This is a genomic window from Pseudomonas sp. Leaf59, assembly GCF_920984685.1.
In the GTDB taxonomy this organism is placed as follows: Bacteria; Pseudomonadota; Gammaproteobacteria; order Pseudomonadales; family Pseudomonadaceae; genus Aquipseudomonas.
Window position 1 is genome coordinate 33,376 of record NZ_CAKLBR010000029.1, and the last position, 22,455, is coordinate 55,830.

The following is a 22,455-nucleotide window of genomic DNA, read 5'->3' on the forward strand; positions in this document are numbered from 1 at the left end:
CGGCTTCAAGCGACGGCAACGACGTCGAGAATGCGTTGCACCACGCGGTCCTGGTCGATGCCGGCGGCTTCTGCCTCGAAGGACAAAATGATGCGGTGGCGCAGCACGTCGAACAGTACCGCCTGGATATCTTCCGGGCTGACGAAGTCGCGACCGGCGAGCCAGGCGTGGGCACGGGCGCAGCGGTCGAGGGCAATCGAGCCCCGGGGGCTGGCGCCGTAGGCAATCCATTCGGCCATTTCCGCGTCGAACTTGGCCGGGGTGCGCGTGGCCATCACCAGTTGCACCAGGTATTCCTCCACTGCATCGGCCATGTACAGGCCGAGGATTTCCTTGCGCGCGGCGAAGATCGCCTGCTGGCTGACGCGGCGTTCGGGCTTGGTTTCACCGTTGAGCGCTTCGCCGCGCGCCTGTTGCAGGATGCGCCGCTCCACGGCGGCGTCTGGGAAGCCGATCTTGACGTGCATCAGGAAACGGTCGAGCTGGGCTTCGGGCAGCGGGTAGGTGCCTTCCTGCTCGATGGGGTTTTGCGTAGCCATCACCAGAAACAGCGGCGACAGGTCGTAGGTGCTGCGACCCACGCTGACCTGGCGCTCGGCCATGGCTTCGAGGAGGGCCGACTGCACCTTGGCCGGCGCCCGGTTGATTTCGTCGGCCAGCACCAGATTGTGGAAGATCGGGCCTTGCTGGAACACGAAGCTGCCGGTTTCCGGACGATAGATCTCGGTGCCGGTGATGTCGGCGGGCAACAGGTCGGGGGTGAACTGGATACGATGGAACTGCGCTTCGATGCCTTCGGCCAGTTCTTTGATGGCCTTGGTCTTGGCCAGGCCCGGCGCGCCTTCCACCAGCATGTGGCCGTCGGCCAGCAGCGCAATGAGCAGGCGCTCGATGAGTTTTTCCTGGCCGAGAATCTGCGTGGAAAGAAAGGTTCGCAGCGCAAGCAGCGCTTCACGATGTTCCATCGATGACGGTTCCTGGGAAGAAGAGCCTGGGTGTTATGCAAACTGCCAAGGCCGGGGGCGTCTACTTTAATGCATCGAAGGGGGCGGCGACTAACGGCGTAACGGGTATTTTTGGCAAATCGTGTAGGATTTTTGTTTTGGAACACGGTCGATGTGGGAGGGGGCTTGCTCCCGACAGTGGTGTGTCAGTCACAGATGTATCAACTGACCCGCCGCTATCGGGAGCAAGCCCCCCTCCCACATTTGATCGTTGGTGCAGCTTAAATCCGGGTGAAAGTGCCGGTGCCCTTGAGAATGTTCTGCAAGGTCTCTTCGACTTCGGCCATATCCGCCGCAACGGTGGCGTGGCTGATCTCCAGTTGGTCCTTGCCACCCAAGGCATCGGCATCGCCAGCGGCCAGCTCAATCAGCAAGGTCGTGTCACTCAGGCTGACTTTCAGCCCGTCCAGCGTCGACGGCTCGTAGTCCCAGGTCAACTCCACTTCGTCTTCATCCGGGTAACGGCTCAGCATGAACATCTCGCCGTTTTTACCGTGGCAGCAGAGCATGGCCATGTTGTCTTCTTCGTCGTCGCACGGGGTGGCCATCAATGCGTCGGTTTTAAATTGCAGCATGGGGAATCCTGTCGGGGGGAGGTGATGCGCGGGCAATTGTGCCATTGCGGCGAATTTTGTGCTGCATCCTGTGTCAGACCCCAAGCATGACCTGACGGGCAATACCAGTCATTTTCGGTACTCCAGGCCTGGAAAACAGACGGTTTTTCTGCCGAGGAAACCGGGTTGCCCAAGGCGCAACCCCAACCCTGCGTACCGATGACCGAATATGTCGCAGGATCGCAAGCAGCTATCTTCCCGCACTCGTTAAGCTGCGCAACGGATGTGCCCTGGCCGGGCGTCTGACCTGCCCGTCGTACCGTCACCCGGCTACGGTTCATCCTGTGGAAGTTGTATGTGACCTGACTGTCTTGTCCAGCTTCACCCACCTGTCACTCTGATTGGTTTATGGTGTTTGTCATCGTTACCCACGAACAGAGCTGACGGTCTCCCCGCACGGGGATAACACGCGACGCTTCCATCAATAACAAGCCCAAGCGGAGTACCACAGATGGCGTTCTTCACCGCAGCCAGCAAGGCCGACTTCCAGCATCAACTGCAAGCGGCACTGGCGCAGCACATCAGCGAACAGGCACTGCCACAAGTGGCACTGTTCGCTGAGCAATTCTTCGGCATTATTTCCCTGGATGAACTGACCCAGCGTCGCCTGTCTGACCTGGCCGGTTGCACCCTGTCTGCCTGGCGCCTGCTTGAGCGCTTCGATCCTGCGCAACCGCAAGTGCGCGTTTACAACCCCGATTACGAACGTCACGGCTGGCAGTCGACCCACACTGCGGTTGAAGTGCTGCACCGTGACCTGCCTTTTCTGGTGGACTCGGTACGTACCGAGCTGAACCGCCGTGGCTACAGCATCCACACCCTGCAGACCACCGTGCTCAGCACCCGTCGTGGCAGCAAGGGCGATCTGCTGGAAATCCTGCCCAAGGGCACCCAGGGCGAGGGCATCGAGCAAGAATCGCTGATGTACCTGGAAATCGACCGCTGCGCCAACGCCGCCGAACTGAGCGTGCTGAGCAAAGAGCTGGAGCAGGTACTGGGCGAAGTGCGGGTGGCGGTGGCCGATTTCGAACCGATGAAAGCCAAGGTCCAGGACCTGCTGGCCGGTATCGATGCCAGCCAGTACGCGATTGACGGCGAAGAAAAAGCCGAGATCAAGAATTTCCTCGAATGGCTGGTGGGCAACCACTTCACCTTCCTGGGCTACGAAGAATTCGTGGTACGTGACGAGGCGGACGGCGGTCATATCGAATATGACGCCAGCTCCTTCCTCGGTCTGACCAAGCTGCTGCGTGCCGGCCTCAGCGCCGACGACCTGCGCATCGAAGACTACGCCGTGGCCTACCTGCGCGAGCCGACCGTGCTGTCGTTCGCCAAGGCGGCGCACCCAAGCCGCGTGCATCGCCCGGCTTACCCGGACTACGTGTCGATCCGCGAGATCGATGCCGACGGCAAGGTCCTCAAGGAACACCGCTTCATGGGCCTGTACACCTCGTCGGTGTACGGCGAAAGCGTGCGGGTCATCCCGTATATCCGCCGCAAGGTCGCGGAGATCGAACGCCGCTCCGGCTTCCAGCCCAAGGCTCACCTGGGCAAGGAACTGGCCCAGGTGGTTGAAGTGCTGCCCCGTGACGACCTGTTCCAGACCCCGGTCGACGAGCTGTTCAGCACCGTGATGTCGATCGTGCAGATCCAGGAGCGCAACAAGATCCGCGTGTTCCTGCGCAAAGACCCGTACGGACGCTTCTGCTACTGCCTGGCCTATGTGCCGCGTGACGTGTACTCCACCGAAGTGCGGCAGAAAATCCAGCAAGTGCTGATGGACCGCCTGAAGGCCTCCGACTGCGAGTTCTGGACCTTCTTCTCCGAGTCGGTGCTGGCCCGTGTGCAGCTGATTTTGCGGGTCGACCCGAAGAACCGTCTGGACATCGACCCGCTGCAACTGGAAAAGGAAGTGGTGCAGGCCTGCCGCAGCTGGCAGGACGACTACGCAAGCCTGGTCGTCGAGAGCTTCGGCGAAGCCCACGGCACCAACGTGCTGGCGGATTTCCCGAAAGGCTTCCCGGCCGGCTACCGCGAGCGCTTTGCCGCGCATTCGGCCGTGGTCGACATGCAGCACCTGCTCAGCCTCACCGAAGCCAACCCGTTGGTGATGAGCTTCTATCAGCCGCTGGGCCAGGTCTCCGGCCAGCGCGAGCTGCATTGCAAGCTCTACCACGCCGACACTCCGTTGGCGCTGTCCGACGTGTTGCCGATCCTGGAAAACCTCGGTCTGCGTGTGCTGGGTGAATTCCCGTACCGCCTGCGTCATGCCAACGGCCGCGAATTCTGGATCCATGACTTTGCGTTCATCGCCGCCGAAGGCGTGAACCTGGATATCCAGCAGCTCAACGACACCCTGCAGGACGCGTTCGTGCACATCGTGCATGGCGACGCCGAGAACGATGCGTTCAACCGTCTGGTGCTCACCGCCGGTCTGCCCTGGCGCGACGTGGCGTTGCTGCGTGCCTACGCGCGTTACCTCAAGCAGATCCGCCTGGGCTTTGACCTCGGCTACATCGCCAGCACGTTGAACAACCACACTGACATCGCCCGCGAGCTGACGCGGTTGTTCAAGACCCGCTTCTACCTGGCGCGCAAGCTCACCGCCGATGATCTGGAAGACAAGCAGCAGCGTCTGGAACAAGCGATCACCAGCGCCCTCGACGATGTTCAGGTGCTCAACGAAGACCGCATCCTGCGGCGCTACCTGGACCTGATCAAGGCCACCCTGCGCACCAACTTCTACCAGACCGATGCCAACGGCCAGAACAAGTCGTATTTCAGCTTCAAGTTCAACCCGCACGCGATCCCCGAGCTGCCCAAGCCGGTGCCGAAGTTTGAAATCTTCGTCTACTCGCCGCGCGTTGAAGGCGTGCACCTGCGCTTTGGCAACGTCGCCCGTGGCGGCCTGCGCTGGTCCGACCGTGAAGAAGACTTCCGCACCGAAGTGCTCGGCCTGGTAAAAGCCCAGCAAGTGAAGAACTCGGTGATCGTGCCGGTGGGCGCAAAGGGCGGCTTCCTGCCGCGTCGCCTGCCGTTGGGCGGAAGCCGGGACGAGATCGCGGCCGAGGGCATCGCCTGCTACCGCATCTTCATCTCCGGGCTGCTGGACATTACCGACAACCTGAAAGACGGCGCGCTGGTGCCTCCTGCCAACGTCGTGCGTCACGACAACGATGACCCCTACCTGGTGGTGGCGGCTGACAAAGGCACGGCGACCTTCTCCGACATCGCCAACGGCATCGCCATCGACTACGGCTTCTGGCTGGGCGATGCATTTGCCTCCGGTGGTTCGGCCGGTTACGACCACAAGAAAATGGGCATCACTGCCAAGGGCGCGTGGGTGGGTGTGCAGCGTCACTTCCGTGAGCGCGGCATCAACGTGCAGGAAGACAGCATCACCGTGGTGGGCGTCGGCGATATGGCCGGTGACGTGTTCGGTAACGGCTTGCTCATGTCCGACAAGCTGCAACTGGTCGCGGCTTTCAACCACTTGCATATCTTCATCGACCCGAACCCGAACCCGGCCACCAGCTTCGTCGAGCGCCAACGCATGTTCGAGCTGCCGCGTTCGGCCTGGACCGACTACGACACCAGCATCATGTCCGAAGGCGGCGGTATCTTCTCGCGCAGCGCGAAGAGCATCGCTATCTCGCCGCAGATGAAAGAACGCTTCGACATCAAGGCTGACAAGCTGACCCCGACCGAGCTGCTCAATGCCTTGCTCAAGGCACCCGTGGATCTGTTGTGGAACGGCGGCATCGGCACTTACGTCAAGGCCAGCACCGAAAGCCATGCAGACGTGGGCGACAAGGCCAACGACGCCTTGCGCGTCAACGGCAACGAGCTGCGCTGCAAGGTGGTGGGCGAGGGCGGCAACCTCGGCATGACCCAGCTGGGTCGTGTGGAATTCGGTCTCAATGGCGGCGGCTCCAACACCGACTTCATCGACAACGCCGGTGGCGTCGACTGCTCCGACCACGAAGTGAACATCAAGATCCTGCTCAACGAAGTGGTGCAGGCCGGTGACATGACCGACAAGCAGCGCAACCAGCTGCTGGCGAGCATGACCGACGAAGTCGGCCACCTGGTGCTGGGCAACAACTACAAGCAGACCCAGGCCCTGTCCCTGGCAGCGCGCCGTGCCTACGAGCGTGCCGCCGAGTACAAGCGTCTGATGAGCGACCTGGAAGGCCGTGGCAAGCTGGACCGCGCCATCGAGTACCTGCCGACCGAGGAGCAGCTGACCGAGCGCGCTGCCAATGGCAAGGGCCTCACCCGTCCGGAGCTGTCGGTGCTGATCTCGTACAGCAAGATCGACCTCAAGGAAGCCTTGCTCAAGTCCCAGGTGCCGGACGACGAGTACCTGACCCGTGACATGGAGACCGCGTTCCCGCCGAGCCTGGTGGCCAAGTTCTCCGAGGCCATGCGTCGCCATCGTCTCAAGCGTGAGATCGTCAGCACCCAGATCGCCAACGACCTGGTCAACCACATGGGCATCACCTTCGTGCAGCGCCTCAAGGAGTCGACCGGCATGAGCCCGGCGAACGTGGCCGGTGCGTATGTGATCGTGCGTGACATCTTTCACCTGCCGCACTGGTTCCGGCAGATCGAGGCGCTGGACCATCAGGTTTCCGCCGACGTGCAACTGGAACTGATGGACGAGCTGATGCGCCTGGGCCGTCGTGCCACGCGCTGGTTCCTGCGCAGCCGTCGCAACGAGCAGGACGCTGGCCGTGACACCGCGCACTTCGGTCCGCATCTGGCGGCGTTGGGCCTCAAGCTCGACGAACTGCTGGAAGGCCCGACCCGCGAAGGCTGGCAGACCCGCTACCAGGCCTACACCGAAGCCGGCGTGCCGGAATTGTTGGCGCGCATGGTGGCAGGCACCACCCACCTGTACACCTTGCTGCCGATCATCGAAGCTGCCGACGTCACCGGGCACGACGCCGCCGAAGTGGCCAAGGCCTACTTTGCCGTGGGCAGCGCTCTGGACCTGCCGTGGTACCTGCAGCAGATCAGCGATCTGCCGGTGGCCAACAACTGGCAGGCCCAGGCCCGCGAAGCGTTCCGCGACGATGTGGACTGGCAGCAACGGGCAATCACCATCTCGGTCCTGCAAATGGCCGACGCGCCGCAGGAGATGGACGCCCGCGTGGCCCTGTGGCTTGAGCAGCACCAGGACATGGCTGATCGCTGGCGCGCCATGATGGTGGAAATTCGTGCCGCGGTCGGCACGGACTACGCCATGTACGCGGTGGCCAACCGTGAATTGCTGGACCTCGCGTTGAGTGGTCAGTCGGTGCTGCAGCCGGCTTGATCAGGCAGTAACACTAAAGCCCCTGCATCGTGAGATGCAGGGGCTTTTTGTTGGATCAGTTTTTGTCCAACACCACACATCCAATGTGGGTGATTTGCCTATTTAGTTAAAGTCAGTGGCGTTTAAGCAGCCTGCTTTCAAGGTGATCCAGGTATTGGCTCATCAACCTCACAGCCACGTTTGAGTCACCCTGTTCGACGGCATCCACAATCGCCCCATGTTCCTGCCACGCGCAATACGTGCAGGCCTGCGCTGCATATTGGGCAATCACCAGCGACGTCAACGGCACCAGGCCGTTGAGGAACTGCGCCAGCGGTCCATTGCCCGCCATCACCGCCAGTTGCATATGGAATTCCCCGGACAACCGAATTGCCGGCCCGCGTTGATCCCGTTCGATGCACTCACGTTCCCGTGCAATCAATTCGCGCAGTTGCCGTATGTGCAGGGGCGTGGCCTGGGCGCAGGCCAATTGCACCACGGTCACTTCGGTCAGTCGCCGTGCCTCGAGAATCTGCCGGGTTTGCTGCGCATCCGGCGCGGCGACCTGGGCGCGCTGGTTGGGGCGCAGGAGGACCACCTGCTGATGGGACAGCCGGGTCAGCACCCGACGAATCACGCTGCGGCTCACGCCGAAGGTTTCAGCCAGGCTTTCTTCGGTAAAGCGGCTGGTGGGGACAATGCGGTGTTCAAGGATGGCGTCGAACAGCCGCGCGTAAATGTCGTCTGCCGAGGGCTTTTTACCGGCAATCAAGTGCAGTGGCGGCTGGGGCGGGTGGCGGTGCAGGGCGTGGGCGGTCATGGCCGGTCTCCAAAAATCAGCTGCCCGGATGGTCGTCCGGAATGGTCAGGGCGATGCCCATGCGCAGGCCTTCCTGAAGGATATGCCGTCGCATTTCGGCACTGGCCAGGGCGCTGTTCTTGTTGCGGATGGCGCGTACCACGGCTTCGTTTTCCCGCAGGCGTTCGGCCAGGTGCTCGGGCGAGTTGCGCAGTACCTGGGCGCTCTGTTTGAGAGCGTTGCGGGTTTGCTGCACCACGTTCTGGAAGATCGGGTTGGCGGTGAGGGCGAACAGCGCTTCATGGAAGCCGATGTAGGCGTGCATGCCCGCTTCGGCATCACTGGCATCCAGGGCCTCGCGCATGTCCATCAGGGTCAGGCGCAGTTGGCCGACCTCCTGGGTGCTGATCGATTGCGCCACCAGGCCGACAATGAACGGTTCGAGGGTGTAGCGCAGTTGCAGGATATCTTCCAGGCTGGCATCGGCCACGGCGTCGTTCGAGTGTGGCTGGCTGACGCTGTTTTCCAGCACCACCACGCCTTTGCCGGGCATGGACCGCACCAGGCCGAGGGTTTCCAGCACGATCACTGCTTCGCGCAGGCTGGGCCGGCTGATGCCCATCTGTTCGGCCAGTTCACGCTGACCGGGCAGCATTTCACCGCGCCGCCACTGGCCGCGCTTGAGTGCGGCACGCAGTTTTTCCACGACTGAATTGACGACGGTTGAGGTGCTGATCACGTCGATGCCTCCTTAAGTTGCAAACACAGTGGTTATCCCAGTGAAAATCCAGTGTGGGAGGGGGCTTGCTCCCGATCGCGGTGTTTCAGTCACCGGAGGTGCAAGCTGGCCCACCGTTATCGGGAGCAAGCCCCCTCCCACAGTGAATCTGTGTCGCTTTCAGAATTCCTGATGCGCGGGCAACACCGGTTTCTTTGTCTGGAAGGCGTAACCCTGCTCGCCGTCCAGCACCTTGTTGGCGCGTTGGATATCAATGTCTTTTTCCCAGCGCGCGATGGCCACGGTGGCGACGCAGTTGCCGATCAGGTTGGTCAGCGCGCGGCCGATGCCCATGAACCAGTCCACCGCCAGCACCAGCACCAGGCCCACCACGGGAATCGCCGGGATGGCGGTGAGGGTCGCCGCCAGAATCACCAGCGCGGAACCGGGTATGCCGTGGGCACCCTTGGAGGTGATCAGCGACACCAGCAGGATGGTCATCAGGTCGGTCATCGACAGCGGCGTGCCGGTGGCGTTGGCGATAAACACGATGGCCAGGGTCAGGTAGATTGAAAACCCGTCGAGGTTGAACGAATAACCGGTGGGAATCACCAGGCCCACGGTGGAACTGCCGATGCCCAGGTGCTCGAGTTTGCGCATCACCTGCGGCAGCACGGCGTCGGAGGAGGCGGTGCCCATCACGATCAGCAGCTCCTCGCGCAGGTACTTGAGCAGCGGCAGCATGCGCAGACCCGACAGGCGCATCACCAGGCCGAGAATCAGTGCGACGAAGGCAAAGCAGGTCAGGTAGAACAGGCCCACCAGGCTGCCCAGGTGTTGCAGCGAATCCAGGCCGTAGGTGCTGGTGGTGAACGCGATGGCACCGAACACGCCAATCGGTGCCAGGCGCACGATCATGCCCATGATGCGGAAAATCACATGGCTCAGTTCGTTGATCAGCCGCGAGATGCCCGAGGCCGCTTCGCCCACCAGGTTCAGTGCGCTGCCAAACAGCACCGAGAAGAGCAGCACTTGCAGCACATTGTTGTCGGCAAAGGCGCCGATCACCGAGTTGGGGATCAGGTCCATCAGAAACTGGCTGGTGCCCTTGAGGTGCTGGCCCTTGTCCGCCAATTCATTGAGGCCGGCGGAGGAGAGCTGCTCCAGGTGAATATTGGCGCCCTGGCCGATGCCGGTGCTGAACGCCATGATCAGGCCGATCACCAGGGCGACGGTGGTCAGCACTTCAAAGTAGATCACCGACTTGAGACCGATGCGCCCGACTTTCTTCAGGTCGCCGGCGCCGGAAATGCCGCTGACCACCACGCAGAATACGATCAGGCCAATCAGCATCTTGATCAGCTTGATGAAACCGTCACCCAGAGGTTTGAGTTGCGTGGAGAATTCGGGAAGGGCCAGGCCGCAGGCGATGCCGAGCATCAGGCCAATCACGACTTGCAGGAAAATCGAACGCGAGCACCATCTGAGCATGGGAGGAATCCCTATTCGGTGCCCTGGTGGTTCCAGGGCTTAATTGTTGTGGTCATACCGGTAAGTCCAGTGCGCGGCCAGTCTAGGCCGGATTTTTTTGAAATCACAAGCAAATATTTGGCGGTTGACAGGTCCTGGTCTGACCAGTTGGTCGGCGAGGGCGATGCTTGAGCGGTTGGCGGGGTGGAAAAATTTTCGCTTATCATCCGCGCTCGGCATACGAGGTGATGCATGGATCAGGCAGGGCTGACAACTGACGAGACCGGGCTTACCGGGTGCACCTGGCGTATGGCCGCGCCGGAGTACCTGCGCTACCACGACCATGAATGGGGCGTGCCGGTGGCGGATGATATCCGCCTGTACGAGAAGATCTGTCTGGAGGGGTTTCAGGCGGGGCTGGCGTGGATCACGATCCTGCGCAAGCGCGAGCAGTTCCGGGCGGCGTTCGACGGTTTTGATTTTCGCCGCGTGGCGCAATACGGCGAGGCGGATATCGAGCGCCTGATGCACGATCCCGGCATTGTGCGTAATCGCGCGAAAATCGTGTCCGCCATCAACAATGCCCGCAGGGCCTGCGAGTTGGTGGCGGAGACCGGCTCGCTGGCGCGCTGGCTATGGGCGTTCGAGCCTGGCCCTGACGAGCGCCCGGCGGTGGTCGACATGGCCTACTGGGCCGCGAACCCGACATCGCCGGCGTCGGTGCGCCTGTCCAAAGCCCTGAAGAAACGCGGCTGGAGCTATGTGGGGCCGACCACGATGTATGCGTTGATGCAGGCGATGGGGATGGTCAACGATCACCTGGAAGGATGCGCCTGCCGCCAGCAGGTCGAAGTGCTGCGGCGCCAGTTCAAACGGCCTTGAGTCTGTGGCTTGAACGGAATCAAAACTGTGGGAGGGGGCTTGCTCCCGATAGCGGAGTGTCAGGCATCTATCTGTCACTGATACACCGCTATCGGGAGCAAGCCCCCTCCCACAGGGGTTTTGTGTGGGTTTCAGGCCAGGGTCAGGAGAGGAAGCCACCGTCCACATTCAGCGAAACACCGGTGGTGTAGCTCGACGCATCGCTGGCCAGGAACAGCACCGCGCCGGCCATCTCGCTCGGGTCGGCCACGCGTTTGAGGGGGATCTGCGCCAGGGCCATTTTCAGGATCGCGTCGTTCTTGACCAGCGCCGAGGCGAACTTGGTGTCGGTGAGGCCCGGCAGCAGGGCGTTGCAACGAATGCCGAACTCGGCGCATTCCTTGGCGAACACCTTGGTCATGTTGATCACCGCAGCCTTGGTCACCGAGTAGATGCCCTGGAACACGCCCGGCGAGATGCCATTGATCGACGCCACGTTGATGATGCTGCCGCCGCCGTTGTCGCGCATCAGCTTGCCGGCTTCCACCGACATGAAGAAGTAGCCGCGGATGTTCACGTCGACGGTCTTCTGGAAAGCGCCGAGGTCGGTGTCCAGCACATTGCAGAACTGCGGGTTGGTCGCGGCATTGTTGACCAGGATATCCAGGCGGCCGAACTGTTCGCGGATGCCGGCGAACACGTGGGTGATCTGCTCCATTTCACCGATATGGCAGGCCACGGCGGTGGCTTTGCCGCCGTCGGCGATGATCGCATCAGCCACGTGCTGGCAGCCTTCGAGCTTGCGGCTGGAAACGATCACATGGGCACCTTGCTGGGCCAGCAACCTGGCAATGGCCTCGCCGATGCCACGGCTGGCACCGGAGACAAAAGCGATCTTGCCGTCGAGGTCGAACAGTTGGGTCTTGGACATGAGGGTTCCTTGTTGTGAACGATCAGAGCGCGGATTTACCGATGACATTCAGGCTCATCTGCTCCAGCAGCTTGTTCATGTGAATGAACTGCGCAAAGCGTTTGTCCTGGGTCTGGCCATGGAAGAAGCGGTAGTAGATCTGCTGCACGATGCCCGCCAGGCGGAACAGGCCGTAGGTGTAGTAGAAGTCAAAATTGTCGATCTGGATGCCGGCGCGTTCGGCGTAGTAGTCGACAAACTGGCGTCGGGTGAGCATGCCCGGTGCATTACTCGGCTGGCGCCGCATCAGTTGCACCGGCGCAGGGTCGGCGGCTTCGATCCAGTAGGCGAGGGTGTTGCCCAGGTCCATCAGCGGGTCGCCCAGGGTGGTCAGTTCCCAGTCCAGCACGCCGATGATCTGCATCGGGTTGTGCGGGTCGAGGATTACGTTATCGAAGCGGTAGTCGTTGTGCACGATGCTGGAGGTAGGGTGGTCGGCCGGCATCTTGTCATTGAGCCAGGCACGCACGGCTTCCCACTGTGGCGCGTCGGGGGTCAAGGCCTTTTCGTAGCGCTCGCTCCAACCGCGAATCTGGCGCTGCACGTAACCTTCGGGCTTGCCCAGGTCGGCCAGGCCGCAGGCGCTGTAGTCGACCCGGTGCAGCTCGACGAACGTGTCGATGAAGCTTTTGCACAGCGCTTGCGTTCGGCTGGCGTCCAGGCCCAGCTCGGGCGGCAGGTCGGAACGCAGAATGATGCCGTTGACGCGTTCCATCACATAGAACTCGGCGCCGATCACCGATTCGTCGGTGCAGTGCACGTAGGCCTTGGGGCAGTAGGGGAAGCCGTCCCTGAGCTGGTTGAGAATGCGGAACTCGCGGCCCATGTCGTGGGCCGACCTGGCCTTGTGGCCGAAGGGCGGGCGACGCAGGACAAATTCCTGGTCCGGGTATTCCAGCAGGTACGTGAGGTTGGACGCGCCGCCAGGGAATTGGCTGATGGTGACCGCACCACTCAGGCCCGGGATATGCGCCTTGAGGTAGGGATCGATCAGGCTGGCATCCAGTTCTTCGCCTGGGCGAATCGTTGTCGATTGGTCGTTCAGCGCCATGCTTATCCCTTCTGCTTATTCTTGAGGCCTTGGACTATTGGGTAATCTAATGCGCAGCGTCGCCCAGCGACAAGGTCGGGGCGGCTTAATAGGTTAGCGTGTTGGAGGATGATCAGCGTGCCTGATCGGTCATTTAATGGGCGCGGGCAAGGCGACGGGCGTGAGTACCGGGCGTCCGGCAAAATATTCCGTGAGGTTGTCGGCCACGCGCTGCACGGTGTCGTGGGCCGCTTCCGGTGACAGGCCGGCGACGTGGGAGGTGAGCACGGTGTTGCCGAGTTTCTTCAGCGCGTCGGGCACCTTGGGTTCGTCATCGAACACATCCAGCGCCGCGCCGCCGATTCGGCGTTGCTCCAGGGCGGCGATCAGGTCGGCAGTGACCACCACGCTGCCACGGCCGATATTGACCAGGTAGCCATTGGGGCCGAGCGCGTCCAGAACGCGGCGGTCGATCAAGTGACGGGTGCTGGCGCCGCCGGGGGTGGCAAGAATCAGGAAGTCCGAGGCGCGCGCCAGTTCCACCGCCGTGGCGCAGTAGGTGTAGTCCACGTCATCGCGGGGCTGACGGTTGTGGTAGCTGATCTGCATGCCGAACCCCAGAGACGCGCGCCTGGCGATCTCCAGGCCTACCGCGCCGAGCCCGAGAATGCCCAGTTGCTTGCCGCCCAGGGAAGGGCGCATCACCTTGGGCCATTCACTGCGGCGCACGGCGGCGTCGGTCTGCGGGATGCCGCGCACCAGTGACAGCAGCAGCGCCATGGCATGGTCCGCCACCGACGGCGCATTCACCCCGGCGCCGTTGGTCACCACGATCCCGCGATTGCTGGCGGCCTGCAGATCCACGTGTTCATAACCGGCGCCGATCACGCAGATGATTTCCAGCACCGGCAATGCGGCGATTTCCTCGGCATACAGACCGAGCGGGCCACGGGTCAGCACAGCCTTGATCTGCGCACCGTGGGCCTTGATCGCCTGGGCGCGTTCAGCCGGCGTCGGCGCAAGGATCACATGAAAGTCATTGCTCTCGATGATGTGCAGGTATTCGTTGATGGTCTCAACCAGGACCAGGACAGTGGTGGTCATCGCAACGCTCTTGCTGAGGGGTTTGAGCGGGTGAGTATAAAGCGCATCTGTACGCAAAATCCCATTGCAGGTGCGAACAGGCTGGCCGCGAGCTCACCGTTCCTCAGCTAAGTCTTTGCTTCTTCAAGAGAATCCCGGACAATCCAGCCCCTTCTACAGTCGGGGCGCTGCCTGTCAGGTTTTTCTGACTCGTCCCGGCCGTGTCAATGCGGAGATCCGACCGGATGAATGATCAGGCCAATAGCGTCGACGAACGCTATGCAACGACACCTGCAACCCTCTCAAGCTGGAGCCGCCAGGACACCACCTGGATGCTGGGCCTGTTCGGCACAGCGATTGGCGCCGGCACTTTGTTTCTGCCGATCAACGCAGGCCTCGGCGGTTTCTGGCCGCTGCTGATTCTGGCGGTGCTGGCGTTCCCGATGACGTTCTTTGCCCACCGTGGCCTGACCCGTTTCGTGCTGTCCGGGCGTGAAGGGTCCGATATCACCGACGTGGTCGAAGAACACTTCGGCATCAAGGCCGGTGCGTTGATCACGCTGTTGTACTTCTTTGCGATCTTTCCGATCCTGCTGATCTACAGCGTTGCGCTGACCAACACGGTCGGCAGCTTCATGGAGCATCAACTGCACATCATGCCGCCGCCACGGGCGATCCTGTCGTTCGTGCTGATCCTGGGCCTGCTGGCCGTGGTGCGTTGCGGTGAGCAGGTCATCGTCAAGGCCATGAGCCTGATGGTGTATCCGTTTATCGTCGCGTTACTGTTCCTCGCGGTGTACCTGGTGCCGCACTGGACCGGTGGCATCCTCAGTACCGCTCACGTGGTGCCGGCGCCATCGGCATTGCTCAATACCTTGTGGCTGGCGATTCCGGTGATGGTGTTCTCGTTCAACCATTCGCCGATCATCTCGGCCTTTGCGGTGGACCAGAAGCGCCAGTACGGCGCCCATGCCGACGAGCGCAGTTCGCAGATCCTGTGCCGCGCCCATTTGCTGATGGTGGTGATGGTGCTGTTCTTCGTGTTCAGCTGTGTGCTGACCCTGTCGCCGGCGCAACTGGCCGAGGCGAAGGCGCAGAACCTGTCGATCCTGTCGTACCTGGCCAACCACTTCGACAACCCGACCATCGCCTTCGCAGCCCCGCTGATTGCGTTCGTGGCGATTGCCAAGTCGTTCCTGGGCCACTACATCGGCGCCAGCGAAGGCCTCAAGGGCTTGATCGTCAAGACCGGTCGCCGCCCCGCGCCCAAGACCCTGGACCGCATGACTGCTGCTTTCATGCTGGTGGTGTGCTGGATCGTCGCGACGCTTAACCCGAGCATCCTTGGCATGATCGAAACCCTGGGCGGGCCGGTGATTGCGTCGATCCTGTTTTTGATGCCCATGTATGCCATCCGCAAGGTGCCGGCGATGGCCAGGTACCGTGGGCAGGCGTCCAATGTGTTTGTCACGGCGGTGGGCTTGGTGGCGATTACGGCGTTGGTGTATTCGTTTATTGCTTGAGGTTTAACGCAGCTTTCAGGGCTGCTCAACCTCTGAAAGGTGGGAGGGAGCTTGCTCCCGATGGCGGTGAATCAGTCACTGAAGAGGGTGACTGAACCACTGCTATCGGGAGCAAGCCCCCTCCCACATTTGTTTTGTGGTGTTGCTGATACTGGATTCCAGGCATAAAAAAACGCCGCGTACCTTGCGATACGCGGCGTTTTTCACATCAACAACCCTTAGGCTTGAATCACCGGGATGTTGGCGCTTGCTGCGATCTTGCGGAACTCGGCGATCTGGTCGAAGTTCAGGTAGCGGTAGACGTCACTGGCCATGGTGTCCAGTTTCGCCGCGTAGCCCATGTACTCTTCGACAGTCGGCAAGCGACCCAGGGTAGATGCGACTGCCGCCAGCTCGGCCGAGGCCAGGTAGACGTTGGCGCCATCGCCCAGACGGTTCGGGAAGTTACGGGTCGACGTGGAAACCACCGTCGAGTTCGGCTCTACCCGTGCCTGGTTACCCATGCACAGCGAGCAGCCGGGCATTTCCATGCGCGCGCCAGCCTTGCCGTAGATGCCGTAGTAGCCTTCTTCGGTCAGTTGGTGAGCGTCCATTTTGGTCGGCGGCGACAGCCACAGACGGGTTGGCAGCTGACCCTTGACCTGCTCCAGCAGCTTACCGGCTGCGCGGAAGTGACCGATGTTGGTCATGCACGAACCGATGAACACTTCGTCGATCTTCTCGCCGGCAACGCTGGACAACAGACGGGCATCGTCCGGGTCGTTCGGGGCGCAGAGGATCGGCTCGTTGATTTCCGACAGATCGATCTCGATGATTTCGGCGTATTCGGCGTCGGAATCGGCTTCCATCAGCTCCGGGTTGGCCACCCAGGCTTCCATCGCTTGGGCGCGACGTTCCAGGGTGCGCGGGTCGCCGTAGCCTTCACCGATCATCCAGCGCAGCAGGGTGATGTTGGAGTTCAGGTACTCGGTGACCGACGCTTTGGACAGCTTGATGGTGCAACCGGCAGCCGAACGTTCGGCCGAGGCGTCGGACAGCTCGAACGCCTGCTCCAGCGTCAGGTCGTTCAGGCCTTCGATTTCCAGGATGCGGCCGGAGAAGGCGTTTTTCTTGCCTTTCTTCTCTACGGTCAGCAAACCGGACTGGATCGCGTAGTAAGGAATGGCATGAACCAGGTCACGCAGGGTGATGCCAGGTTTCATCTTGCCTTTGAAACGCACCAGGATCGATTCCGGCATGTCCAGTGGCATGACGCCAGTGGCTGCGGCGAACGCGACCAGACCGGAACCGGCCGGGAACGAGATGCCCATCGGGAAACGGGTGTGGGAGTCACCACCGGTGCCGACGGTGTCTGGCAGCAGCATGCGGTTCAGCCAGCTGTGGATGATGCCGTCGCCTGGACGCAGCGATACACCGCCACGGGTCATGATGAAGTCAGGCAGGGTGTGGTGGGTGGTCACGTCGATCGGCTTTGGATAGGCCGCGGTATGGCAGAAGGACTGCATCACCAGATCGGTCGAGAAGCCCAGGCACGCCAGGTCTTTCAGTTCATCACGGGTCATCGGACCGGTGGTGTCCTGGGAGCCTACGGTGGTCATCTTCGGTTCGCAGTAGGTGCCAGGGCGAACGCCTTTGCCTTCCGGCAGACCACAGGCCTTGCCGACCATCTTCTGCGCCAGGGTGAAACCCTTGCCGGTGTCGACCGGCGCTTCAGGCAGCTTGAACAGGTCGGTAGGGCCCAGGCCCAGTTCGGCGCGGGCCTTGTCGGTCAGGCCACGGCCAATGATCAGCGGGATACGGCCACCGGCGCGGACTTCGTCCAACAGCACCGGGGTCTTCATTTCGAAGGTGGTGATGACTTCGTCGGTACCGTGCTTGCAGACTTTGCCGGCGTGCGGGTACAGGTCGATCACGTCGCCCATGTTGATGTTGCTGACGTCGAACTCGATCGGCAGAGCACCCGCATCTTCCATGGTGTTGTAGAAGATCGGCGCGATCTTGCTGCCGAAGCAGAAGCCGCCGGCGCGCTTGTTCGGCACGTAGGGCACGTCGTCGCCGAAGAACCACAGCACCGAGTTGGTGGCCGATTTACGCGACGAACCGGTACCGACCACGTCACCGACGTAGGCGATCGGGAAGCCCTGGCCGCGCATCTCTTCGATCTGCTTCATCGGGCCGGTCTTGCCTTGCTCGTCCGGCACGATGCCTTCGCGGGCCATTTTCAGCATGGCCAGGGCGTGCAGCGGGATGTCAGGGCGCGACCAGGCGTCCGGTGCCGGCGACAGGTCGTCGGTGTTGGTTTCGCCGGTGACCTTGAAAACGCGCAGGCTGATCTTGTCGGCCAGGGTAGGGCGGTTGCGGAACCATTCGCCGTCAGCCCACGACTGCAGCACGCCTTTGGCATGCTCGTTGCCGTTTTTGGCTTTTTCAGCCACGTCGTGGAACGCGTCGAACATCAGCAGGGTGTGCTTGAGCTGGGCGGCCGCGACAGGCGCCAGCGTGGCGTCGTCCAGCAGCTCGACCAGTGTCACGATGTTGTAGCCACCTTGCATGGTGCCAAGCAGTTCAACGGCGCGTTTTTTGTCGATCAGGGGGGAAGTGGCTTCGCCCTTGGCCAGGGCGGAAAGGAAACCGGCCTTGACGTAGGCGGCTTCGTCAACGCCTGGTGGAATGCGGTTGGTGATCAGGTCAACGAGGAATGCTTCTTCGCCGGCAGGGGGATTTTTCAGCAGCTCGACCAGGCCTGCGGTTTGTTCGGCGTTAAGCGGCTGGGGAACAATACCCAGGGCTGCACGCTCTTCGATATGTTTGCGGTAGGCTTCAAGCACAGTTATTACCCTCATCAGTGGTCCCACGGGACGCTCATCCAGAAATGATCGGCACGCGTGCGCTCGGGGGCTTTTTGGGCCGCAAAGCCAGCGCTGCCGGCATCTCTCACAGAAGCTGCTTTCAAAGTTTTACGCCTGCAGAACGGGCTGATGAGGGTTGGCGAGGGCTTGACCTACCGAGTCATTGACCATCGCCAACACCGTTCTGAAGGAACGACTGTGCTCGTGACGCTTTGAAAACAGCTTCCAGCGGATTATTGGCGCCTTACAAGGCCGGGTGATTCTACGGCAAAAAAAATCTAAAGGTAAGTTGCCTGGCCAAGATTGCCGGGCAATCACGCTTAGACAAAGGGCTAATATGGCCGACTGTTTCGCTGGTTTGTGTCGTGCCCTCTCATCAGATGACGTCACGATCTGAGATTTCAGGCAACCACCTCCCTGTGGCGAGCAGGCTTGTCCTGCGTTGGGCTGCGCAGCAGCCCCAAAACCAGACGCTGAGCCGTATCAGGTACACCGCGTTTTGCTTGATTGGGGGCGCTTCGCACCCCAACGCGGGGCAAGCCCGCTCGCCACAGACGATTTAGTTTGGGTGCCGCCGCCCACAGTTGATCTTCATCGTCTCAGGATTTGATGGCCAACGCTTCGAGGTGATCCATCAGCGCCTGCGGTTTCAGCACCAGCACATCGCTCTCCACCGCATCGAGCACCACCTCCGCCGTATTACCAATCAATGCCCCGGAAATTCCGGTGCGCGCCACGGTGCCGATGATCGTTACCGCCGCCTGCCATTTGTGCGCCGCGAACGGAATCAACACATCGGCCGGGCCTTCCTCGATGTGCAGGTGCGCGTCGTCCACATCGAATTGCGCCTGGAACGCCTTGCACTGTTCGCGATAACGCGCTGCGATGGTTTCCCTGAGCTGGAACGTCGGATCGGCCGCCGCCAGCATCGGCGATGGATGGGCGCTGATCACATGCAGTTGCGCCTTGGCCAGGCTGGCAATCTCGAAACCATGGTCGATAATCGAATCGTGCAGCGCGCGATGCTCGCTGTCGGTATTGCCCACATCGATCGCCGCGAGGATCACGCCACCGCTCCACGGGGTGGAGGTTTTCACCAGCAGCACCGGCGTTGGGCAGTAGCGCAGCAGTTTCCAGTCCGCCGGGGTCAGCAGGGCCTTTTTCAGTGGGCTGTCGGGCATGTGCTGCTTGATCACCAGACCGCAGCCCTCGGCCTGCTGCACGTCGATGATGGTTTCATGCAGGCTGTCATTCCACGCCTGTTCGGTGGTGACGCTGTAGCCGTCCTCGCGCAAGCCGGCCTTGAGCTGGCTCAGCAACGCTGAATGCTCGTGCCGCCTGTCGCACACCAGCAAGTGCAGGTGCGCGTCGGTCACGCCGGCGATCAGCCTGGCGCGCTTGAGGGCCAGGCTGTCGGCCTGTTCGGGCTCGATAACCACCAGGATGCTGCGGATGGCTTGCATGGTTGGCACCTCCAGGAACGTGGACTGCAACAACTATAGTCGCTGCCCGGTATTCGTCATCTTGATGCACATCAAGGTAGGCGGCTGGTGGTCTGCGGCGCGCTCGGTATAATCGGCGCCCTTTTGTGATCCTTTGCCCGTGAGCCCGATGAACCTGCCCGACATCCACCAATTCCTCGGTTGCCGCACCCCCGATGCCTGGGTCCAGGCCGCGCTGGCCGATCAGGACACCCTGCTGATCGACCACAAGAACTGTGAGTTCAAGGCGGCCAGTACCGCCCTCAGCCTGATCGCCAAGTACCATGGCCATGTGGACCTGATCAACATGATGTCGCGCCTGGCCCGCGAAGAACTGGTGCACCACGAACAGGTGATGCGCCTGATCAAGAAGCGCAAGGTCGAGCTGCGCCAATTGTCGGCCGGCCGTTACGCCTCGGCGTTGCGCAAGGTGGTACGCAACCACGAGCCGGTCAAGCTGGTGGATACGCTGGTGGTCGGCGCCTTTATCGAAGCGCGCAGTTGCGAGCGTTTCGAAGCCCTGGTGCCGCACCTGGACGAAGAACTCGGCACGTTCTACTTCGGTTTGCTGAAAAGCGAGGCGCGGCATTTCCAGGGTTATCTGAAACTGGCGTATCAGTACGGCGACGCCGCTGACATCGCCCAGGTCATCGAACGGGTGAGGGCGGCGGAACAGGAGTTGATCGAGTCAGCCGATGTCGAGTTCCGCTTTCACAGTGGCGTGCCGGCCTGAGGCGACGGCCACGCCAATCCGGTGATCAAGGGTTGAGCGCGTTCAGGATTGAATGGGCGACTTTTACCCGTTCGGCGTTCGGATAGTTTTTATTCGCTAGAATCACCACGCCCATGCGCGCGCTTGGTACGTAGGCCACATACGCACCGAAGCCATTGGTGGAACCGGTCTTGTTCACCAGGGTGTCCGCATGGGGGGCTTGGGCGGGTGTCAGCCAGTCGACCTTGTGCGGCTCGATGGCCATTTGCGTGGAGTTGCCGTCAATCAGGGCGTCCAGCGGGAGCGGGTACGGGTACATTTCCCAGCCCAGACCCTGAGTCATGCCATTGACGGTGTAGTAGCCGGTATGCGTGAGCGCAATGGCCTGCCGGACGAGTTTTTCCTGGCCAGCGGGGTTCATGTTGACGTTGACGTAGTGCAGCAGGTCCGCCGCACTGGTCTTGATGCCATAGGCTTCACTGTCCATCGCGCCCGGGCCAACCCGTACAGGTTTTCCTTTGTTGTCATAGCCTTGGGCGTACAGGCTCATCTGATTTCGAGGTATTTTCAGGAAGGTATGCGAGAGCCCAAGCGTTGGGAGCAAGGTCTTTTCCATCAATTGATCGAACGGCTGACCCAGGCTTTGCGCCGCCAGATAGCCAAACAGGCCCAGGCTCGGATTGGAATACAGGCGCTGGGTGCCAGGGGCGAACGCGGGCTGCCACTGCTGGAAATAGCCGATCATGCGCTGGCTGTTATCCGCCTCTTGGGGAAATTGCAGCGGCAGCCCGCCAGCGGTGTACGTGCCCAGGTTGAGTACGCTGATGTGATCGAACCGGCCGCCCTTGAGTGCCGGCAGGTAGTGGCTGGCCGGCTGGTCGAGGGTAAGTTTGCCCGAGGCCACGGCGTAGCCGGCGAGGGTGGCGGTGAAGGTTTTGCTCACCGAACCGACTTCAAACAGGGTGTTCTCGCTGACCGGTTGCCCGCTTTGCTTGTCCGCTACGCCGTAGCTGAAATACTGCGCTTTGCCGTCCTGCAGCACCCCAACGACCAGACCGGGGATGGCTTGCTGTTGCATCAGCGGCTTGACGCTGGAGTCCACCACGGTGCGCAGATCGGTGGCGGCCAGGCAGTGGCTTGCGGTAACGAACAGCGCAAGGGCTGTGACAGATTGGATGAATCGATGCATGGGTCGCTTCCATGGCAGATAAACAGGGTGGGCAAGTTTCGCAAATACGGGCTGTCTACCCTAGCCCTTCGGAAAAACCTTTTACGAAACATAATGAAACATTTGCCGACCCGCGCAGCTCTACCGCTACACCCGTATCGAGTCCGTCAATGAAAACGCCGCGTCCTTCCGCCCGCATGCCGCACCTGACCCAACTGCGTAACCTCAAAATGGCCCGTTCGGCCCATGCCTACGTACGCGGCAGTACCGTCCAATTCTACGAATGGCTGCACAGCCTGCCCGGTCGACGCTTGCCCAGCGGGCCGCCGATCTGGATCTGTGGCGATTGCCACGCGGGCAACCTGGGGCCGACCGGCGACAACAACGGCCGCATTGACATGCATATCCGCGATCTCGACCAGACCGTTATCGGCAACCCGGCCCATGACCTGGTGCGCCTGGCGTTATCCCTGGCCACTGCCGCGCGGGGCTCGGACCTGCCCGGGGTGACCACGGCCCGCATGCTCGAAGAAATGATGCTGGGCTACGCGCAGGCCTTCAAGGACAAGCCGGATGAAGTGCCGCCACGGCCGTCCCAGGTCAAGGCCGGGATGCGCAGCGCGGTGGAACGCACCTGGAAGCACCTGGCCCGCGAGCGCATCGATGACGTACGCCCGACGATCCCTTTGGGCAAGCACTTCTGGGCTTTGTCCCGTGCGGAAAAAAGCGCCCTGCAGGCCTTGTGCGGTGTCTAGTCCTGAAATAGGTTTACACCTGTTTCAGTCTCAAAACGCCTGATGCACCGCATCGGGCGTTTTGTATTTCAGGGATAAGTGCGGCCGCTCCCCGTTGTAGATCAGCACCGACTCATCCA

Annotated in this window: 15 protein-coding genes and 1 pseudogene; 5 read left to right on the forward strand and 11 right to left on the reverse strand. The window is 61.5% G+C overall.

Annotated features, from left to right (window positions below; all coding sequences use genetic code 11):
- Positions 1 to 5: 5 nt before the first annotated feature.
- Both LUB09_RS22505 and LUB09_RS22510 read right to left on the reverse strand, forming a co-directional pair.
- Complete coding sequence (locus LUB09_RS22505) at positions 6 to 965, reverse strand: AAA family ATPase (protein ID WP_003236444.1); 960 nt, start codon at positions 963 to 965, stop codon at positions 6 to 8.
- A gap of 260 nt (positions 966 to 1,225) precedes the next feature.
- On the reverse strand, positions 1,226 to 1,579 hold the full coding sequence (locus LUB09_RS22510; RefSeq protein WP_231423741.1) for a hypothetical protein: 354 nt from the start codon (positions 1,577 to 1,579) through the stop codon (positions 1,226 to 1,228).
- Positions 1,580 to 2,069: 490 nt separating this feature from the next.
- Here LUB09_RS22510 and LUB09_RS22515 point away from each other — a divergent pair, with 490 nt between their 5' ends.
- Positions 2,070 to 6,938, forward strand: coding sequence for an NAD-glutamate dehydrogenase (locus LUB09_RS22515; protein WP_209981619.1), 4,869 nt, complete (start codon positions 2,070 to 2,072; stop codon positions 6,936 to 6,938).
- A 112-nt stretch (positions 6,939 to 7,050) separates the two neighbouring features.
- Here LUB09_RS22515 and LUB09_RS22520 read toward each other — a convergent pair whose 3' ends face one another.
- The 3 genes from LUB09_RS22520 to LUB09_RS22530 all read right to left on the reverse strand — a co-directional run bounded on the left by LUB09_RS22520 (position 7,051) and on the right by LUB09_RS22530 (position 9,940).
- Complete coding sequence (locus LUB09_RS22520; RefSeq protein ID WP_209981620.1) at positions 7,051 to 7,737, reverse strand: GntR family transcriptional regulator; 687 nt, start codon at positions 7,735 to 7,737, stop codon at positions 7,051 to 7,053.
- A gap of 16 nt (positions 7,738 to 7,753) precedes the next feature.
- Positions 7,754 to 8,455: a FadR/GntR family transcriptional regulator gene (locus tag LUB09_RS22525; RefSeq protein WP_209981621.1), complete on the reverse strand. Its 702-nt coding sequence runs from the start codon at positions 8,453 to 8,455 to the stop codon at positions 7,754 to 7,756.
- Positions 8,456 to 8,614: 159 nt separating this feature from the next.
- Positions 8,615 to 9,940 (reverse strand): C4-dicarboxylate transporter DctA, encoded by a 1,326-nt coding sequence (locus tag LUB09_RS22530; protein ID WP_231423747.1) that lies wholly within the window; start codon positions 9,938 to 9,940, stop codon positions 8,615 to 8,617.
- Between the two features lie 216 nt (positions 9,941 to 10,156).
- On the opposite strand from LUB09_RS22530, the gene LUB09_RS22535 reads away from it, so the two are divergent.
- On the forward strand, positions 10,157 to 10,786 hold the full coding sequence (locus tag LUB09_RS22535) for a DNA-3-methyladenine glycosylase I (RefSeq protein WP_231423742.1): 630 nt from the start codon (positions 10,157 to 10,159) through the stop codon (positions 10,784 to 10,786).
- A 142-nt stretch (positions 10,787 to 10,928) separates the two neighbouring features.
- On the opposite strand, the gene LUB09_RS22540 is transcribed toward LUB09_RS22535, so the two are convergent.
- The 3 genes from LUB09_RS22540 to LUB09_RS22550 form a co-directional block, all read right to left on the reverse strand.
- Positions 10,929 to 11,696 carry an SDR family oxidoreductase gene (locus LUB09_RS22540; protein ID WP_209981625.1) on the reverse strand — a complete coding sequence of 256 codons (768 nt, stop codon included), beginning with the start codon at positions 11,694 to 11,696 and terminating at the stop codon, positions 10,929 to 10,931.
- Between the two features lie 22 nt (positions 11,697 to 11,718).
- A complete protein-coding gene (locus tag LUB09_RS22545) occupies positions 11,719 to 12,786 on the reverse strand; it encodes a phosphotransferase family protein (RefSeq protein WP_209981628.1) in 1,068 nt (355 codons plus the stop codon).
- Positions 12,787 to 12,915: 129 nt separating this feature from the next.
- On the reverse strand, positions 12,916 to 13,869 hold the full coding sequence (locus LUB09_RS22550; RefSeq protein ID WP_231423743.1) for a 2-hydroxyacid dehydrogenase: 954 nt from the start codon (positions 13,867 to 13,869) through the stop codon (positions 12,916 to 12,918).
- 224 nt (positions 13,870 to 14,093) lie between these two features.
- Here LUB09_RS22550 and LUB09_RS22555 point away from each other — a divergent pair, with 224 nt between their 5' ends.
- On the forward strand, positions 14,094 to 15,371 hold the full coding sequence (locus LUB09_RS22555; protein ID WP_231423744.1) for a serine/threonine transporter: 1,278 nt from the start codon (positions 14,094 to 14,096) through the stop codon (positions 15,369 to 15,371).
- Positions 15,372 to 15,589: 218 nt separating this feature from the next.
- On the opposite strand, the gene acnB is transcribed toward LUB09_RS22555, so the two are convergent.
- Together acnB and LUB09_RS22565 are read right to left on the reverse strand one after the other, a co-directional pair.
- Complete coding sequence (gene acnB, locus LUB09_RS22560) at positions 15,590 to 18,199, reverse strand: bifunctional aconitate hydratase 2/2-methylisocitrate dehydratase (protein WP_231423748.1); 2,610 nt, start codon at positions 18,197 to 18,199, stop codon at positions 15,590 to 15,592.
- 620 nt (positions 18,200 to 18,819) lie between these two features.
- Positions 18,820 to 19,683, reverse strand: a complete 864-nt coding sequence (locus LUB09_RS22565) for a universal stress protein (RefSeq protein ID WP_231423745.1) — start codon at positions 19,681 to 19,683, stop codon at positions 18,820 to 18,822.
- 148 nt (positions 19,684 to 19,831) lie between these two features.
- Between LUB09_RS22565 and LUB09_RS22570 the strand changes: the two genes are divergently transcribed.
- Positions 19,832 to 20,434 carry a tRNA-(ms[2]io[6]A)-hydroxylase gene (locus LUB09_RS22570; RefSeq protein ID WP_209981636.1) on the forward strand — a complete coding sequence of 201 codons (603 nt, stop codon included), beginning with the start codon at positions 19,832 to 19,834 and terminating at the stop codon, positions 20,432 to 20,434.
- A 25-nt stretch (positions 20,435 to 20,459) separates the two neighbouring features.
- Here the strand turns inward: LUB09_RS22570 and ampC are convergent, their stop codons facing one another.
- Positions 20,460 to 21,602 (reverse strand): class C beta-lactamase, encoded by a 1,143-nt coding sequence (gene ampC / locus LUB09_RS22575; protein ID WP_231423746.1) that lies wholly within the window; start codon positions 21,600 to 21,602, stop codon positions 20,460 to 20,462.
- 149 nt (positions 21,603 to 21,751) lie between these two features.
- Between ampC and LUB09_RS22580 the strand changes: the two are divergent.
- Positions 21,752 to 22,327: pseudogene (locus LUB09_RS22580) on the forward strand (DUF2252 family protein); the annotation flags it as partial.
- Positions 22,328 to 22,455: the final 128 nt, after the last annotated feature.

What these genes read in the sequence shown, in the direction of transcription:
- LUB09_RS22505 (WP_003236444.1), bottom strand. Translation starts at nt 965, where the DNA reads ATGGAACATCGTGAAGCGCTGCTTGCGCTGCGAACCTTTCTTTCCACG.
- LUB09_RS22510 (WP_231423741.1), bottom strand. Translation starts at nt 1,579, where the DNA reads ATGCTGCAATTTAAAACCGACGCATTGATGGCCACCCCGTGCGACGAC.
- LUB09_RS22515 (WP_209981619.1), top strand. Translation starts at nt 2,070, where the DNA reads ATGGCGTTCTTCACCGCAGCCAGCAAGGCCGACTTCCAGCATCAACTG.
- LUB09_RS22520 (WP_209981620.1), bottom strand. Translation starts at nt 7,737, where the DNA reads ATGACCGCCCACGCCCTGCACCGCCACCCGCCCCAGCCGCCACTGCAC.
- LUB09_RS22535 (WP_231423742.1), top strand. Translation starts at nt 10,157, where the DNA reads ATGGATCAGGCAGGGCTGACAACTGACGAGACCGGGCTTACCGGGTGC.
- LUB09_RS22540 (WP_209981625.1), bottom strand. Translation starts at nt 11,696, where the DNA reads ATGTCCAAGACCCAACTGTTCGACCTCGACGGCAAGATCGCTTTTGTC.
- LUB09_RS22545 (WP_209981628.1), bottom strand. Translation starts at nt 12,786, where the DNA reads ATGGCGCTGAACGACCAATCGACAACGATTCGCCCAGGCGAAGAACTG.
- LUB09_RS22550 (WP_231423743.1), bottom strand. Translation starts at nt 13,869, where the DNA reads ATGACCACCACTGTCCTGGTCCTGGTTGAGACCATCAACGAATACCTG.
- LUB09_RS22555 (WP_231423744.1), top strand. Translation starts at nt 14,094, where the DNA reads ATGAATGATCAGGCCAATAGCGTCGACGAACGCTATGCAACGACACCT.
- LUB09_RS22565 (WP_231423745.1), bottom strand. Translation starts at nt 19,683, where the DNA reads ATGCAAGCCATCCGCAGCATCCTGGTGGTTATCGAGCCCGAACAGGCC.
- LUB09_RS22570 (WP_209981636.1), top strand. Translation starts at nt 19,832, where the DNA reads ATGAACCTGCCCGACATCCACCAATTCCTCGGTTGCCGCACCCCCGAT.
- ampC (WP_231423746.1), bottom strand. Translation starts at nt 21,602, where the DNA reads ATGCATCGATTCATCCAATCTGTCACAGCCCTTGCGCTGTTCGTTACC.